Source organism: Natronorubrum halalkaliphilum, assembly GCF_009834785.1.
GTDB lineage: Archaea > Halobacteriota > Halobacteria > Halobacteriales > Natrialbaceae > Natronorubrum > Natronorubrum halalkaliphilum.
The window spans coordinates 59,602-74,115 of the sequence record NZ_WUYX01000069.1; the positions used below are offsets into that span (position 1 = coordinate 59,602).

The 14,514-nt window shown below is 63.3% G+C and carries 14 protein-coding genes; 3 read left to right on the plus strand and 11 right to left on the minus strand.

Annotation, left to right across the window (positions count from 1 at the left end):
* Positions 1 to 8 precede the first annotated feature (8 nt).
* From GS429_RS18425 to GS429_RS18440, 4 genes are all read right to left on the minus strand, one after another.
* Entirely contained in the window at positions 9 to 3,779 is a 3,771-nt protein-coding gene (locus GS429_RS18425) for a chemotaxis protein CheA (RefSeq protein WP_160066917.1), read from the minus strand.
* On the minus strand, positions 3,772 to 5,103 hold the full coding sequence (gene cheB, locus GS429_RS18430) for a chemotaxis-specific protein-glutamate methyltransferase CheB (RefSeq protein ID WP_160066919.1): 1,332 nt from the start codon (positions 5,101 to 5,103) through the stop codon (positions 3,772 to 3,774). The genes GS429_RS18425 and cheB overlap by 8 nt, the downstream gene beginning before the upstream one ends.
* Positions 5,100 to 5,462, minus strand: coding sequence for a chemotaxis protein CheY (gene cheY, locus GS429_RS18435; protein WP_160066921.1), 363 nt, complete (start codon positions 5,460 to 5,462; stop codon positions 5,100 to 5,102). The genes cheB and cheY overlap by 4 nt, the downstream gene beginning before the upstream one ends.
* 134 nt (positions 5,463 to 5,596) lie before the next feature.
* The gene (locus GS429_RS18440) at positions 5,597 to 6,421 is read right to left on the minus strand and encodes a chemotaxis protein CheW (protein ID WP_160066923.1); all 825 of its coding nucleotides are present in this window, start codon (positions 6,419 to 6,421) and stop codon (positions 5,597 to 5,599) included.
* A gap of 160 nt (positions 6,422 to 6,581) precedes the next feature.
* On the opposite strand from GS429_RS18440, the gene GS429_RS18445 reads away from it, so the two are divergent.
* A complete protein-coding gene (locus tag GS429_RS18445; protein ID WP_160066925.1) occupies positions 6,582 to 7,046 on the plus strand; it encodes a chemotaxis protein CheW in 465 nt (154 codons plus the stop codon).
* 17 nt (positions 7,047 to 7,063) lie between these two features.
* On the opposite strand, the gene GS429_RS18450 is transcribed toward GS429_RS18445, so the two are convergent.
* Genes GS429_RS18450 through tfe form a run of 3 tightly spaced genes read right to left on the minus strand, consistent with a single transcriptional unit; the run spans position 7,064 to position 9,043 of the window.
* A complete protein-coding gene (locus GS429_RS18450) occupies positions 7,064 to 7,837 on the minus strand; it encodes a DUF5803 family protein (RefSeq protein WP_160066927.1) in 774 nt (257 codons plus the stop codon).
* A gap of 1 nt (position 7,838) precedes the next feature.
* Positions 7,839 to 8,519, minus strand: a complete 681-nt coding sequence (locus tag GS429_RS18455; RefSeq protein WP_160066929.1) for a DUF2110 family protein — start codon at positions 8,517 to 8,519, stop codon at positions 7,839 to 7,841.
* Complete coding sequence (tfe, locus tag GS429_RS18460) at positions 8,519 to 9,043, minus strand: transcription factor E (protein WP_160066931.1); 525 nt, start codon at positions 9,041 to 9,043, stop codon at positions 8,519 to 8,521. The genes GS429_RS18455 and tfe overlap by 1 nt, the downstream gene beginning before the upstream one ends.
* A gap of 221 nt (positions 9,044 to 9,264) precedes the next feature.
* On the opposite strand from tfe, the gene GS429_RS18465 reads away from it, so the two are divergent.
* A complete protein-coding gene (locus tag GS429_RS18465) occupies positions 9,265 to 10,257 on the plus strand; it encodes an MBL fold metallo-hydrolase (RefSeq protein WP_160066933.1) in 993 nt (330 codons plus the stop codon).
* A 34-nt stretch (positions 10,258 to 10,291) separates the two neighbouring features.
* Here GS429_RS18465 and GS429_RS18470 read toward each other — a convergent pair whose 3' ends face one another.
* Both GS429_RS18470 and GS429_RS18475 read right to left on the minus strand, forming a co-directional pair.
* Positions 10,292 to 10,519 carry a hypothetical protein gene (locus GS429_RS18470; protein WP_160066935.1) on the minus strand — a complete coding sequence of 76 codons (228 nt, stop codon included), beginning with the start codon at positions 10,517 to 10,519 and terminating at the stop codon, positions 10,292 to 10,294.
* A gap of 61 nt (positions 10,520 to 10,580) precedes the next feature.
* The gene (locus GS429_RS18475; RefSeq protein ID WP_160066937.1) at positions 10,581 to 12,218 is read right to left on the minus strand and encodes a class I adenylate-forming enzyme family protein; all 1,638 of its coding nucleotides are present in this window, start codon (positions 12,216 to 12,218) and stop codon (positions 10,581 to 10,583) included.
* A gap of 173 nt (positions 12,219 to 12,391) precedes the next feature.
* Between GS429_RS18475 and GS429_RS18480 the strand changes: the two genes are divergently transcribed.
* Positions 12,392 to 13,174: a LolA family protein gene (locus GS429_RS18480; RefSeq protein ID WP_160066939.1), complete on the plus strand. Its 783-nt coding sequence runs from the start codon at positions 12,392 to 12,394 to the stop codon at positions 13,172 to 13,174.
* Positions 13,175 to 13,237: 63 nt separating this feature from the next.
* Here GS429_RS18480 and GS429_RS18485 read toward each other — a convergent pair whose 3' ends face one another.
* Positions 13,238 to 14,170 carry a mechanosensitive ion channel family protein gene (locus tag GS429_RS18485; protein WP_160066941.1) on the minus strand — a complete coding sequence of 311 codons (933 nt, stop codon included), beginning with the start codon at positions 14,168 to 14,170 and terminating at the stop codon, positions 13,238 to 13,240.
* Complete coding sequence (locus GS429_RS18490; RefSeq protein WP_160066943.1) at positions 14,167 to 14,415, minus strand: YhbY family RNA-binding protein; 249 nt, start codon at positions 14,413 to 14,415, stop codon at positions 14,167 to 14,169. The genes GS429_RS18485 and GS429_RS18490 overlap by 4 nt, the downstream gene beginning before the upstream one ends.
* Positions 14,416 to 14,514 lie beyond the last annotated feature (99 nt).

The following is a 14,514-nucleotide window of genomic DNA, read 5'->3' on the forward strand; positions in this document are numbered from 1 at the left end:
GTTCATTGTCATAGTGTCGTTACGTCAAGGATGTTGACTACCTCGCCGCGTCCCCGTACTGTCGCACCGCTGAGTCCCGGAATGTCGCTCATAAAGCCCTCGAAGGGTTTGACGACGACTTCCTGCTGGCCGTGGACGTAGTCACAGCGGAGCGCGATCGGCCGGACCTCGTTTCGGATCCGGACGACCATGCCGTTGCCGTTCTCGCCGGCTCGTGGCGTCTCCAGTGCGTCGTCGAGCGGGATGACCGAGTAGTCGCCGTCGCTGCCGGGGAGGACGGGACGACCGTCCGTCGTCGTCACCCTGTCTGCAGGCCCGATATCTTCGACGGCCTTCGTCGGAATGCCGAACTCCTCGCCGCCGCTTTCGACGAAGAGGATATCGTCGATCGCAACCGACACGGGGAGCGTCATCGTCACGCTCGTCCCCTCGCCGACTTCGCTGTCGATCGACACCGTCCCCTCGAGATCCTCGATCGTTCGTTTGACGACGTCCATGCCGACGCCGCGACCGCTGACGTCGGTCACCTCGTCGGCCGTCGAAAGTCCGGAGTGGAAGATGAGGTCGTAAACCTCGTCATCCGACAGTTCGGCGGCTTCGGATTCCACGAGAATGTCGGCCTCGACGGCTTCGTCTCGGAGTCGATCGGGATCGAGTCCGGCGCCATCGTCTTCGACGGTGATCGTCACGCGATCACGCGATCGAGTCGCGTGAACTTCGACGGTTCCCTCGGGGGGTTTCTCCGCCCGTTCGCGCTCCTCGGGTGGTTCGATGCCGTGATCGACGGCGTTTCGAACCAGGTGGATCAGCGGGTCGCCGATCCGGTCCAGAATACTCCGGTCGAGTTCGACGTCCTCGCCGGTCATCTCGAAGGAGACGGTCTTCTCCTGCTCGCGAGCGATGTCGCGGACAACGCGAGGAAGCCGGTTCGTTACCGTCTGTAGCGGGACGAGGCGGACGTCCATCACCGTCTCCTGTAGCTCCGTCGTTAGATCTTCGAGGTCATCGATTTCGTTCTCGAGTGCGGTCGGCTCTTCGCCTTCGGTCACGGCGTGGCGGAGCCGAACGCGGCTCGTGACGAGCCCCTCGACGAGCGTCAGCAGGGAGTCGATCTGATCGACGTCGACTCTGACGGACTGAATTTCGCCGGTCTGTTGATCGGTGTCCGGCTGCTCGGTCGTTTCCGGGACCGTGATATCCGGAATTTCGAACGTCGGTTCGTCGATCCGCCGGATAACGTCCTCGGCGGAGTCGGTGTCGCCGTCCGTGTCGCTCGGCTCGTCGCCGAACGATTCAGTGGTCGTGTCCGCACTCGAGGAACTCGACGAGCTAGCGTCGAAACTCCCGTCGCTGCCGAAATCGTCGCTACCGAAGTCATCACCGAAATCGTCTGCAAACGAGTCGTCGAAATCGCCGCCGAAGACCTCGTCGAACTCGTCGTCGCCGAACGTTCCCGAGCCGTCGGAGCCGTCGGCACTGTCAGCGAATGCGTCGTCCGGCTCCTCGAACATCGTGTCGTCCGAGTTGTCGAACACCGAGTCGTCCGGCTCTCCGAACGACGAGTTATCCGCGTCGTCGAACGCGACGCCGTCTCCGTCGACGGATGCGGGTGCGCCTTCATCCGCAGTGTCGTCCGGCTCCTCGAAGGCCGTCTCGAAGCCGTCGTCGAAGGCGCGTTCGTCGCTCGACTCGCTCGAGTCGACGCTCCCAGTGCTATCATCGGCGTCGTCCGCGTCGGCTGTAACGGGGTCATCGATCGACTCGGGTTGGTCGTCCGAATCGGTTTCTGCAGCGGTGTCGTCGGCCTCGAGTCCATCGTCGCTACCCTCCTTTTCTATTGTCCCGTCTTCGACTTCGTCACCGCTCTCCAGTGGCTCATCTTTAACGCCAATTGCGTCGTCTTCGCCGCCTTCGACTTCAGCTACAGGATCGTCATCCTCTACCCCGTCAGCTCCAGCCGCATCGCCACTGGCGTCAACTGCAACCGGATCGCTGTCGTCGGCTGGCGACGGCGAACCGTCGGACTCGCCCGATTCGACTCCCGTAGCGTCGGTTGGATCTGCCGTCTCGAGCGTGTCGTCCGCGCGAACCTCGTCTTCGACCTTGTCCGCGAGGGCGTCGACATCTGCCGCTGCCGCGGAGAGTTCGTCGACAAACGAGCCGTCGTCCGTCGCCGATTGCGTTTCGGCGGTGGAGTCGTACTCGCCCGTCGACTGCTCGCCGGTCGCGTCCGTATCGACTTCGGCGGTTGCGTCCGTCTCGGAGTCGGAGACGGCCGCTGGCTCCGGTTCAGTCCCGTTCGAAGCGTCCGACGCCGTTGCCGACGTATCAGCTGTCGGTTCGTCGACGTCGTCCGCCGTGACGAGAATATCGTCGACGTCCTCGTCGGACGGCTCTGCGCCATCGAACAGCGACTCGTCCGAATCGACCAGAATGTCATCGACGTCGGCGTCGGATGGTTCCGGGTCCTCGAGGAACGAGTCGTCGTCAACATCGACGTCGTCACCGATGAGTTCGTCCATGTCGACCTCGTCGTCGCTGTCGAATTCGTCGAACTCGAGGTCCTCGAGTTCGTCCTGGAGTTCGTCGAAGCCGACCATCTCGACTTCGTTTTTGAGCTCGTTGAAGACGGCGTCGGCGTCGTCGACGTCGACGTTGTCGTCTGCAGACGCTCCGGCTTCGGTTTCGGTTCCGGTTCCGGTTTCAGTTTCGTGTTCGGACCCGGTAGTCGCCGACCCAGTGTCCGCATCCGTCGGCGTCTCGCCCGTCTCGCCGTCGGCCGCCGCCGGTTCGGCCGTCACCGCGTCCGGATCCAGCTCTTCGTCTTCGAACAGGTCGTCGAACGACCCGGCGTCGCCCATTTCGTCGAACGCGTCGAGGTCGTCGTCGTCGACCTCTTCGACCATCTCGTCTAAGTTGTCGAACTCGTCGAACTCGTCGAGGAGTTCGTCGACCTCGAGATCGCTCGCCTCGTCCGGCGAGAGGTCGTCACCGGCGTCCGCGAGCAGTTCGTCGACTGCGTCCGTCCCGGTCGTGTCCGTTTCTGCGGCGACCGCTTCGAACCGCTCGGAGACGTTGAGAAGTTCGAAGTCGGTCACTTCCTCGACCGGCTCGAGGCCGGACGTGATCGCGGCTTTTCCGACTGCGGTCCCGAAGACGGCGTCGATCCGGCCGCCGTACTCGCCGGCTTCGATGTCGCTTCGGGGCGGCTCGGTACCGATCAGATCGAACGCGTCCACCAGGGCGTTTACGACGAGCGCTCCGTTGGTAACGCCGTCGTCCTCGGGCTCCGCGATCGCGATTCGGGCGAAATAGGCCTCGTGGTTGTCGTCCGGCGGATCGAACCGCCGGATAACGTCGTCGATCTCGTCGGTCGACGGCGTTTCGAGCGGCAACGCCCAGACTTCGCTTTCGAGTTGAGCACGAAGCGCGTCGATCTTCGCCGACGGATCGGTTTCGATTTCGCCGGTGGCTGCAACCTCGTCGAACATCACCTCGAGTTCGTCGACGGCGTCGAAGATGACGTCCATCAGTTCGGGGGTCACGTCGAGCGTGTCGGTTCGGACGCCGTCGAGGACGTCCTCGATCGCGTGTGCGAGATCGCTCGCTGACTCGAACCCCATCGCGCCACAGTTGCTCTTGAGCGTGTGTGCGACGCGGAAGATACTCTCCATCGCTTCGTTGTCCGCAGGATCACGCTCGAGGGTGAGCAACGCGTTGTTCAGCTCCGTAATTCGTTCTTCGTTCTCCTGAACGAAGTCGGTCACATAGTCAGTCATCGTTCTCACCGTCCGTGTTGAACGCGTCGACGATCGTGTCCGCGAGCTCGCCCGCGGGCGTGATATCGTCGACACAACCCGTTTGAATCGCTTGACAGGGGATACCAAAGACCGGGCTCGTGGCTTCGTCCTGTGCGACCGTGTGGCCCCCGGCCGTTTTGATCGCCTCGATCCCCGCCGCACCGTCGCGACCCATACCGGTCAGGACGACGCCACAGAGCGGGTCGGAAACCCGTTCGGCGGCCGTCCGCATCGTCACGTCGATCGCTGGCCGAACGCCGTGGATTCGATCGCCGTCGTCGAGGCCGACCGTGAGGTGGCCGCCGACGTTACCCGTCACCTCGAGGTGAGCGCCGCCGGGGGCGACCAATATCTCGCCCGAACGGACGGTATCGCCGTCAGCCGCTTCGCTGACGTCGTATCGGCTCCGCCGGTCGAGGCGTTCTGCAAACCGCCCGGTAAAGCTGCTCGGCATGTGCTGAACGACGAGCCCTTTCGCGTCGAACTCGAGCGGGAGTCGGTCGAACACCTGTTCGACGATTTTTGGCCCGCCGGTCGACGCGCCGAGGACGATCGTCGGGTCGGCTGCATACTCGCCCTCGAGTTCGATCGCGGCTCGATCGTCCCGCTCGTCGGTTCCGTTCGCACGTCCACCGCCGCTCCGCCGCTTGAGGGTGGAGGAGGGGGTGGGTGCCGGGCGTTCCGGACCCGGGCTGTTCGGCGTCCCCTCGACGCCGGTTTCGGTGGCGGATTCGAATTCGGATCGGACTTTCGGCCCGGAACCGGTTCCGGTGCCAGTTCTAACGCGAGTACCGTTACCGTCTCCCGTTCCCGATCCGACCGCCGCACGACCCGCGGTTACGTTCCCGTCCGATCGGTCAGGTCGAGTCGCGTAGGCGGACGCGGCGGCGCGAGCGAGCGCGATCGACGACACGTTTGCGTTCGCGAGTTCGTCGACTTTCTCGACGACATCGTCACAGAGATCGGCGACGTTTCGCGAATCCGAGCCGTCGGGTTTGTTGAGAAAGTCGATGGCACCGCGCTCGAGGGCGTCGAGCGTCGCCTCCGTTCCACGATCAGTGTGAACACTGAGCATGAGAATAAGCGTCGGATTCGTCGCCATAATTCGCTCGACGGCGTCGATGCCGTCCAGTTCGGGCATCTCGACGTCCATCGTGACGATATCTGGATCGTACGCTGTGGCAGCTTCGATCGCTTCCGAGCCGTTCGTCGCCGTCTCGACATCGTAATCAGCCGCTGTGAGCGCGTTGCCGATGACTGTCCGCATAAACTGCGAGTCATCGACAACGAGTACTCGCGTCATGCCGCGACGACGTCTGAGAGGGCCTTTCTGACGCTGGGTTCCTCGAACGGCTTCGTTACGTAGCCGTCCGCCCCAGCCTTCACGGCGAGTTTCATTTTCTCACGTTGCCCGACACTCGTGCACATGATAACCTGTGCGGCCGGGTCGATCTTTTTGATCGCCGCGGTCGCTTTGATGCCGTTACACTTCGGCATCACGATATCCATCATCACGATGTCGGGGTCGTGTTCTTTGTACAATTTGACTGCTTCGGCGCCGTTGGTCGCCTCTCCAAGAATGCGGTAATCCTGTTCCAGGATTTGACGCAGTAAATTCCGCATAAAATGAGAGTCGTCCACGATGAGCACCCCTGTCGACATTCAGTAGTACACCAACCGCTGATAGAAATACAACTACCATAAATGCTGTCTCTCGATTATCACTCATGATAAATGTCGAATACGGGTCGGAGAACCGTCTGAGAGCGCAACATCGCTCCCTCGGTTGGCAAGCGTTATTCCCGCTGTCCGGACGCCAACAGGAACCTTTCCACGTCGATCAGCGGCGTCGCCTCGATAACGACCTCTCGAGTCGACGCCGTCTCCTCCGATTCCGCCGCTGTCGACTCCCCGTCATCGGCGGCCTCCGCGTCATCTGCACCCAGTTCGAACGTCTCTCCGTCGGCGCTGCCGGAGTCGGCCTGTGACGGTCCCCGCGGTGACGACAGTGTCATGCCCCCGCCGCTACTGGCGTCTCCACCGGAGGCAGTCTCGATCCGTGCCTCGTTCGTGGCTCCGACGTCACCGAACTCGGACTCGAGTTCTGGTTCGGGGTCCCGCTCCTGCTTGATGATCCCGGCCACGAGCGGGTGCTCGAGCGGTTCGGCGCTGAGCGGCTGCTCGTCGAGCGCCGCTTCATCCAGAATATCGCTTTCGGGGACCGACTCGACGCCGATCACGTCGTCGACGCGGAGCGCCGCCGACTGGCGGTCCGCAGGTCGGTCGAGGACGAGCAACTGCTCTCGTCCGTCTCGTCGCCCGGGTTCGGTCACCGGAAAGTGGACGGACGGCTCGATCACGGCGGTGACCTCGCCGCGCAGGTCGACCATCCCCTCGATAGCCGCCGGCGCTCGCGGAACTCGCGTCAACTCGTCGGGACGTTCCGCGAGCGTCCGGACCGCGTCGACCGGCACTGCCAGCCTGTGCTCGCCGACCCCGAAGTAGACGAATCGCTCGAGTTCTTCGTGCTCTTCATCCGCGTCGTCGGCGTCCCGACGCGTTCGGTCGTCGGCTTCGCCGATGTCGATTCCGAGAAGTTTTTCGGAAAGGTCCGGGGCCATGTTCCTGTTCGGGTATCACATTCCAACACTAAAACGTTGACTCCCCGTGTCTGCTCGCCGAAGGCGCTCGGATCGATCCGTTCGCCAACGCCGCTTGTCGGATCGTTGCAACGTCACGTCACGAAACGTTTATGAGATTACTGTGAAAGTATTGCACAGCATGGCATCGGCTGGAAACGACGACGGCTCCACAACTGACGACCGCGTTACCGTTCTGACGTTCGATCTCGACGGCGATCGCTACTGCGTCAGGACGGAATCCGTCGCGTCCGTTCTCGGCGTCACGGACGAGGACGCGATCGCGACTGCGGACGACCCCTGGAACGCAGGGGTCGTTTCGGTGTCCGGGAACCGTATTCGGGTCGTCGACCTTCCGCGGGCGTTCAACTCGACGGCTCGGACGGCCTCCCGAATCGACGCGCCGAAACTACTCGTGTTCTCCCTTACCGACGGCGACGGGGACTACTACGGCTGGCTCGTCGACGACGTCGACGTGACGCGAACGGTCCGTACGAGCAGCGTCGAGCCGACTCGAACGAGTACGCACACTCGACATGTCAAGGGTCGGTTCGACCTCGACGGGGAGACGGTCGTCTGGCTCGACGAGCGAGCGATTCACGGCTAGCGGAGGGGTCTGCGGGGCTACCGCATTCCCGGCGGCGGGCCGTCGTCCGAGTCGTCGTCGAGTTCGACGTCTAACCCCATCTCTTCGCGCTGTTCCTGCAATCGCTTGACCTTTCGGTAGTAGTAGGCGATGCCGGTGCCGCCGACCAGGGCGACGATTCCGACCAGGCCCACGAACAGCGTGATGTCGCGGTTGAGGTAGTACCGCAGCGAGATGGTGCTATCTACCTGGTCCCAGGTCAGCCGCTCCTGATTGTCGACGATTTCCCGGTCGTAGCCGCTCGGATTGACGTCGCCGAACAGGAAGTTCGACGTCCGGTGGCCGTCGGGTGTCATCACCTCGTAGGAGCCCTCGACGTAGGCGGGCAGGCGGAACGTCTTGCTGCCGGCTTCACCCGAGAACGCGAGCGTTCCGTTGCCGTCCGGCACGCGGATCTCGGTACTCGAGCGGCCCTGATCGACGTACAGTTCGGAACCGGTCAGTTCGGTCCCGTTGGGGTACCAGTACCGAACGCTGTGGATATCGAGGGCCTCGTCGCGAAAGAGGTTCGACCGGTACAGCGACAGTTCCTCTCGGTCCTCGAGATCGTAGACCGCGCGGAACTCGCTGCCGCTGATCAGGCTACCACCTTCGATATCGATGGCGACGTCGGCGTCACTGTCCCGAAGGTCGTCGTACTCTTCGTCGCGGTCGAGTTCCTCGTCGGAGATGCCGCCGAAGATCATCGAGCAACCGGCTAAACCGACGAGCAATCCGACCGCGAGCACCGCGAGAACGAGCCGTCGATTCATGTTACGGAACGACACAACGGAGTTCCGCCGGGAGATACTCGCCGACGCTTGCGAGCAGCCCCGGTGGATCGGTGTTCTCGGTGCAGATCACGCTCTGCTCGAGCAGGCCGAGTCGCTCGACGGTGACGTAGTCTTGGGCGTGGCCCGCGCGGTTGAGCGTCGCCCGGACCTCCGCACGCGTCGCGCTGTTGACGTTGAGCCGACCGTTGCCGCGGCTCCACTCGTAGAGGCGGTCCTGTTCTTCCTCGGCGAGTCGCGACGGGTCGTCGTCGCCGCCGTAGACGAACTGTAGCGGGGTGTGCTGGACCAACCCGTACCGTTCGCGGATCTGGGTCGCCGACCCCGGCCCGAGTCCGAGTTCGTCGGTCGGGATTCGGACGCCCTCGCCCTGTCCGGCGTCGAGGATGAACCCGTCGTCGTCCCAGGTTTCGAACGTGCCGGTGTAGGTGGATCCCGCCTCGAGGTCGGGGACGATTTCGCCGAACTCCTCCCGGAGAACGTTTCGCGCGACGGTGGCGTCCTCGCCCTCGATGGTCACGGAGGGGAAATCGTCGTGGCGTATGCCGATGTCGAATTCGACGTCGAGTTCGCCGATTTCGTTGGTGACAAGCGAGCGCAGCGAGTCCAGCGAGCGTTCGCGGGCGTCTCCTTCGACGTAGAGTTTCGTTGCGAGTACGACCATTAGGCGTCCGCGTCGATGTTCAGTTCGTCCTCGAGCGCGTCGAGGCGGTCGTCCATCGAATTGACGAGTCGGTCGTTATCCATTGATTCGAGCGGCGAGCCACACTCCGGACATTCGAAGCCGAAGTCCATCGCTTCGCCGAACTCGAAGCGGATCGAGCAGATCTCACAGAGGTAGAACTCGTGATTGCGCTCGTACTCCTGGCGCTGCTCGAGCGCGTCGTAGAGTCGGTACATCTCCTCTTCTAAGTTCTCGGGAATGTTGTCGTACTCGAACGTCCAGAGATAGGTGAGCCACCCCGAATCCTCGTCGCGCAGCCGTCGGTAGCTGGCGAGGTCGTTTTCGTACAGGATAAACAGCGCGCGTCGCACGTCGTTCAACTCGAGATCGAGTTCTTCCGCGAGCTCCTCGTCGGTCACTTCCCCGTCCGGCGGTGCCGCCGCGACGGGCATCCCCTTGGGACCGACCAGCTCGTGCAAGTACTTTTGGATAACCGGGTCCTCGAGCAGGTCCTCAAAAGCCATTACCTACGTGTAACGGCATGCGGCCATTAAGTCTTGCCAACTGCTTCGCACGCGAGGTCGAGAATTTCGAACCCACCCGGAGGCGATCCGCGTCGACTGACGCGGGCTATTAGGGGCCATTGCCGGTACAACCGCTGTCGTATCGCGGTTGCGCCGGTACCTCATCACGGCAGTCCGGACGGGAGTAACATTCACGGGACTGGACCGCGGGATTCGAGACAATGGATACCGACACCGGCGGCACCTGTCGGAGCGATCGCGGCGTCTCGACGGTTCATCGACTCGAGTTCGACGTGTCGTGGCCCCCGAGAAACGTCGCCGCTTATGTGGTCGACGGCCCCGAACCGATCCTGATCGACGCCGGAACGCCGACGGAGACCGGCGAGTCGGAACTCGAGGCGAGTCTCGAACGGGGCGGCTACGCGCTCGCGGACGTCGATCACGTTCTCGTGACTCACCCTCACAGCGATCATCTGGGACAGGCGTCGACGCTTCGCGAGGCCGGGGCGACGATCCACGCTCCGGCGGCCGCGCTCGAGCGGCTGGAACGCGATCCGGAAACGGTTCGGTCGACCGTCCGCGAAACGGCCGTCGAGGTGGGCTATCGGGGCGACGATGTCGACGGGATCGTCGACGACGCCCTCGAATCGTTTCGGCGGGATCGGCGGCTGCTCGATCCCGACGCCACGCGACCGATCGAGGCGAACGCCACGTTCTCGGTCGGCGACCGGCAGTTTCGCTCCCTCGAAACGCCGGGCCACGAGATCACCCATCTCAGCTTCGAAACGGTACTCGAGGGAGAATCGGCGTTGTTCGCCGGCGACGCCCTCATCAAACCCTTCCGCGCCGGCGCGTTCCACGTCGGCATCGATCACGGTGCCGGCGAGGCGATCGATCAGTACTACGATGCGATGGATCGGCTGCTGGAGACGACGGCCACGCGTGTCTTCCCCGGACACGGACCGACCTTCGAGGACCCCCATCGAATCGTCGGGCTCACGCGTAAGCGCCTCGATAGGCTCCTCGAGGAGACGCGCGCTGCACTCGCCGAGATCGAACCGGCAACGGCGCTTTCGGTCGCCGAGGAACGGGCCGGCAGCAGTCGGTATCTTGCGCCCGTGCTGGATACGATCGGCGCACTCGGAACGCTCGAGCGCCGAGGGGTGGTGACGTCCGAGCGAGAAGGGGGCGTGCGATATTATCGGATCGAGTAGGTGTCGCGACTCAGGCGCTCAAACACTCGGCCGCTCACTTCGTCGATTCCGCATCGGCCGTGTCGTCGGTTCCGCGGAACGAATGCCAGCCGGCGACGACGAGGAGGATGACCAGCGCCATACCGAGGCCGTAAAACAGCCCCATCGCAACGGCGGGCACGATTCCGTGGTCGGTCATCAGCAGGACAAATATGTTACCGACGACGAGCGCAAAGCCGAGCATGTACCACTCGATCGGCGTTCTGGGAAGCGTTGTACCCATACCTGCGCTGTGTTCGCACTCGCTGAAAAACTAGCCCTTCCGCTTCGGCCGCGGTGGTCGACTACGGTCCGGCTTCGGTTCCGCTTCCGCTTCGGTTCTCGTCCGCACTCTCGTCGTCCGCACTCTCGTCGTTCGCCTCGAGTTTGTACTTCTGGATCTTCCCGCTGGTCGTTCGCGGCAGTTGGTCGATGAACTCGATTTCGCGCGGATGTTTGTACTCGGCGACGCGCTCGAGGCAGTACTCCGCGAGCGCCTCGCTCGTCACGTCCGTGCCGGGCTCGACGTCCGCCGCGGGAACGACGAACGCCTTCGGAACCTCGTTACGTCGCTCGTCCGAAATCCCGACGACGGCGGCGTCCGCGATCGCCTCGTGTTCGAGCAGCAGGTTCTCGAGTTCGCTGGGGTAGACGTTGTAGCCGGCGGTGACGATGACGTGTTTCTTCCGGTCGACGATCTCGTAGTAGTTGTTCCGATCGCGGCGAGCGATATCGCCGGTCCGGAAGTAGCCGCGTTCCGTAAAGGCACGCTCGGTCGCCGCGGGCAGGTCGTGATAGCCCGACATCACCTGCGGTCCGCGGACGAGGAGTTCGCCCTCCTCGCCGGGGGCGACTTCGTCGCCGCTCTCGTCGACGATCTTACAGTCGGTCATCCGCAGCGGCTGGCCGATCGTTCCGTGTCGCAGGCCGAACGACGAACCGGACTGCGTGTGGGTCGCCCCGTGGGTCTCCGTCAGCCCGTACCCCTCCGAGATATCGACGCCGGCGGTCGCTTCGAACCGTTCCTGGACGTTCGTCGAGAGCTTCGCGCCGCCTTCGGAGGCCGACTCGAGGCTCGTCATATCGTACTCCCCGAAGCTGTCGCTTTCGACCATGTCGGCGTACATCGTCGTCACGCCGACGAAGTGGGTGATTTCCTCGTCCTCGATGAGCTCCATACACGCCTGTGCATCCCACTCGAGGGCGCTCCGGAAGTACAGACTTCCGCCGCCCGCCAGCGGCTGGAGGGCGGTGTGAGTGAAGCCGGTGATGTGGTACAGCGGCAGCCAGATCAGACTGCGAACGCCCTCGGGATCGATGTCGACGGTCGTGCCTGTGAGCGGCCAGTTCAGCTGGGCCCGCGTGTTCCGGTGGGTGAGTTTGACTCCCTTCGGCTCGCCCGTCGTCCCGGAGGTGTACGGCAACAAGGCGACGTCGTCGTCGGCTCGTTCGACAAGCGTCGGTTCGCCTCGAACGTCCTCGAAGAAGATGTCGTCCGGCTCCCGATCCATGTACTGGCTCTCGACGGTGATCACGTCGATCTCTCGTCCGGTTTCCTCGAGAGCCTGATCGACGACCGGCCGGAGCGACGGATGCGTGACGACGGCTTTCGCGTCCGTGTCTTCGAGCTGATAGGCCACCTCGCGGCGCTTGTACTGCGGGTTGACCGGCGAGATCACGACGCCGGCCCTGAACGCCCCCAGGGAGGCGACGACGAACTCCGGACAGTTTGGCAGGAACAGGAGCAAGTGATCGTCCGGCTCGAGTCCGAGTTCGTGGAGGCCGCCGGCGAACGACGCCGTCCGGTCCCGGAGTTCGGCGTGCGTCGTCCGCTCGCCGTGGTGTTCCATCGCCTGCTCGTCACCATGGAGCGCCGCCGTCTCGTCGAAGAGCTTTACAACGTTTCCTTCTGTAGCCGTCGAGTCGACGTCTGTTAGATCCATGGTAGATGATACCGAACCACAGTTATAAAAATTCGCGTTAGCAATAGCTGCCGGATCGACCGACACCGTCGCCTCCGTCGTCGATCAGGTACCCGTTCGGTAAGCGTATTCATCTATTTAGATGAGAGAAGATATAGGAAAACTTAGGGTCATTCCCTTGCGTGACTGTTCCCATGGCGCCTCGCCGACTCGCGGCCGTTCTCGGGTTGCTCGTACTGGTGGTTCTCGCCAGCGGCTGTATCGCGTTCGAACCGCCGTCCGATGACGACCCCGACGTGGAAGCGGTGTTCGAGGGTGCGTTCGTCCACAACGACGACCTCGAAGACGTTTCCGGGGAGCGCGTTTCGGAGGTGACGGACGGCAACCACACGCACACGTCGGTCGAACAGGTTTACGAACGGCCATACGTTGACTACCGAACTGAATCCCTCGAGACCGAGGGCGAGGAGGAAGCGGAAATTTACGTCTCGAACGCGACGGTGTCGTGGTGGTACTATCCGGACTCGGAGTGGGCGACGTACTTCGAGGACGACGAGTCGTTCGACAGCGATGACGTCCGATCTGCGCGAGCCGAGATGGCCGACAGACAACTCGATCTGTACGACCTCGAGTATCGCGGCACCGAACAGGTCGCCGATCGCGAGGCTCACGTCCTCGACGTCGAGATCAAAGACGAAGCCGTCGAAGAAGGGGTCTCGGTCCTCGTCGGCGATACGGAATACGTCTACGCGCTCGAGACCGTCGATCCGAGCGACGAACTCGAGGCCGTCGAGCAGACGATCTGGATCGACGTGGAGTACGACTATCCGCTGAAAGAACAACTGATCTTCGAGGGGCCGGACGGCGACCGACACAGCTGGACCGAGCGCTTCGAGACGGTCACATTCAATTCCGGACTCGAGGACGAGCGGTTCGCGTTCGAGCCGCCGGAAAACACGACGGTTGACGAGTCGTAGCGGCGTAACAGCGTCGCGGTCGATCGCCCGAAGTCACCCGAGGATCGACCGCAGGTTACCGCCTCACTCCGCCGACTGTCCGATCTGCTGTCTGTTCTCGAGTTCGAGTCCGCCCTCGAGCGTGCGGACGGGGTAGGGCATGTCGATCCCGTCCTCGTCGAAGCGCTCCTTGACGGCGGTCACGTACTCCCCTCGCGTCCGAACGAAGTCGGCGCGGGAAGGGTCGGCGATCCAGAACCGCGACTGGAGGCCGATGTCGGAGTCACCGAGTTCCGTCAGTCTGACGGACGGCGCGGGGTCGTCCATGATGTCGGGGTGACGCTCGGCTTCCTCGACGATGATGTCGGTCGCCTGCTCGATGTCGTCGCCGTAGCCGATCCCGAAGACGAACTTCAGTCGGAGTTTGTCGGCGTCGACGGGGTTTTTGAGCACGCTGTCGGTGAGCGCCGAGTTTGGCACCGTCAGCAGTTCGTTATCGAACGTTCTGACGCGGGTCACGCGCAGGCTGATGTCCTCGACGACGCCCGAGTAGGTGCCCTCGTCCCACTCGATCCAGTCGCCGATCCGGAACGGCTTGTCGGTGTAGATGAACACGCCGGCGACGAAGTTCCGAATGACGTTCTGCATCGCGAGGCCGACCGCGAGCGCCCCCGCCGCGGCGATCCCGGCCATCGAGACGAGGAAGTTACCGTAATCGGCGGCCCCGAACGCGACCGCGACGGCCACGAACAGGATCAGGAACTTCACGATCATCACCAGCGGCTTCTGTGCGTGGCGGTCGAGTTCGCGGCGATCGAACGCGCGTTCGAGCAGCGGGAGCACGACGAACCTGCCGAGCAGGTAGACGAGGACGAACGCGAGGACGAACATGACCAGCCGCTCGGCGCTTCCGGCCTGGGTGGCGGTGAGCCCGGCATCCTCGAGTAGATTGCCGACGAGCCCGAGATCGGCCGCTGACTCCCCGTTCGCCTGCAGCGGGGAGAGCGCTCCGCTCATCGATGCAGCACTGCCGTGTGTCCGCGGGTGTCGATCAGTTCGGCGTTGACGCGGTCGGCGAGATCGGCCGCCTTTTCGTCCGTCGAGCTGCCGGCGCGGGCCGCACGGAGGAACTTGACTTTCACGAGGTTCTCGTTCGACAGTTGATCGTCGAGTTCGTCGACGACCGCTTCGAGGCCGCTTTTGCCGACCCAGACGGTGACGTCGAGATCGTGGGCTCGTTGCTTGAGCTGTTGTTTATCCATAGGGCAGACTAACGAGGCGAGCCGTTTGAATCTTCTCGAATCGGCATCTCATCCCGCAGCGTCGAGCGGGCGTCGAAACGCACCTGGACGACTGCCGTC

Bases quoted from the DNA above. Each gene is read 5' to 3' on its own strand.
- GS429_RS18425 (WP_160066917.1), bottom strand. From the start codon at position 3,779: ATGACTGACTATGTGACCGACTTCGTTCAGGAGAACGAAGAACGAATT.
- cheB (WP_160066919.1), bottom strand. From the start codon at position 5,103: ATGACGCGAGTACTCGTTGTCGATGACTCGCAGTTTATGCGGACAGTC.
- cheY (WP_160066921.1), bottom strand. From the start codon at position 5,462: ATGTCGACAGGGGTGCTCATCGTGGACGACTCTCATTTTATGCGGAAT.
- GS429_RS18440 (WP_160066923.1), bottom strand. From the start codon at position 6,421: ATGGCCCCGGACCTTTCCGAAAAACTTCTCGGAATCGACATCGGCGAA.
- GS429_RS18445 (WP_160066925.1), top strand. From the start codon at position 6,582: ATGGCATCGGCTGGAAACGACGACGGCTCCACAACTGACGACCGCGTT.
- GS429_RS18450 (WP_160066927.1), bottom strand. From the start codon at position 7,837: ATGAATCGACGGCTCGTTCTCGCGGTGCTCGCGGTCGGATTGCTCGTC.
- GS429_RS18455 (WP_160066929.1), bottom strand. From the start codon at position 8,519: ATGGTCGTACTCGCAACGAAACTCTACGTCGAAGGAGACGCCCGCGAA.
- tfe (WP_160066931.1), bottom strand. From the start codon at position 9,043: ATGGCTTTTGAGGACCTGCTCGAGGACCCGGTTATCCAAAAGTACTTG.
- GS429_RS18465 (WP_160066933.1), top strand. From the start codon at position 9,265: ATGGATACCGACACCGGCGGCACCTGTCGGAGCGATCGCGGCGTCTCG.
- GS429_RS18470 (WP_160066935.1), bottom strand. From the start codon at position 10,519: ATGGGTACAACGCTTCCCAGAACGCCGATCGAGTGGTACATGCTCGGC.
- GS429_RS18475 (WP_160066937.1), bottom strand. From the start codon at position 12,218: ATGGATCTAACAGACGTCGACTCGACGGCTACAGAAGGAAACGTTGTA.
- GS429_RS18480 (WP_160066939.1), top strand. From the start codon at position 12,392: ATGGCGCCTCGCCGACTCGCGGCCGTTCTCGGGTTGCTCGTACTGGTG.
- GS429_RS18485 (WP_160066941.1), bottom strand. From the start codon at position 14,170: ATGAGCGGAGCGCTCTCCCCGCTGCAGGCGAACGGGGAGTCAGCGGCC.
- GS429_RS18490 (WP_160066943.1), bottom strand. From the start codon at position 14,415: ATGGATAAACAACAGCTCAAGCAACGAGCCCACGATCTCGACGTCACC.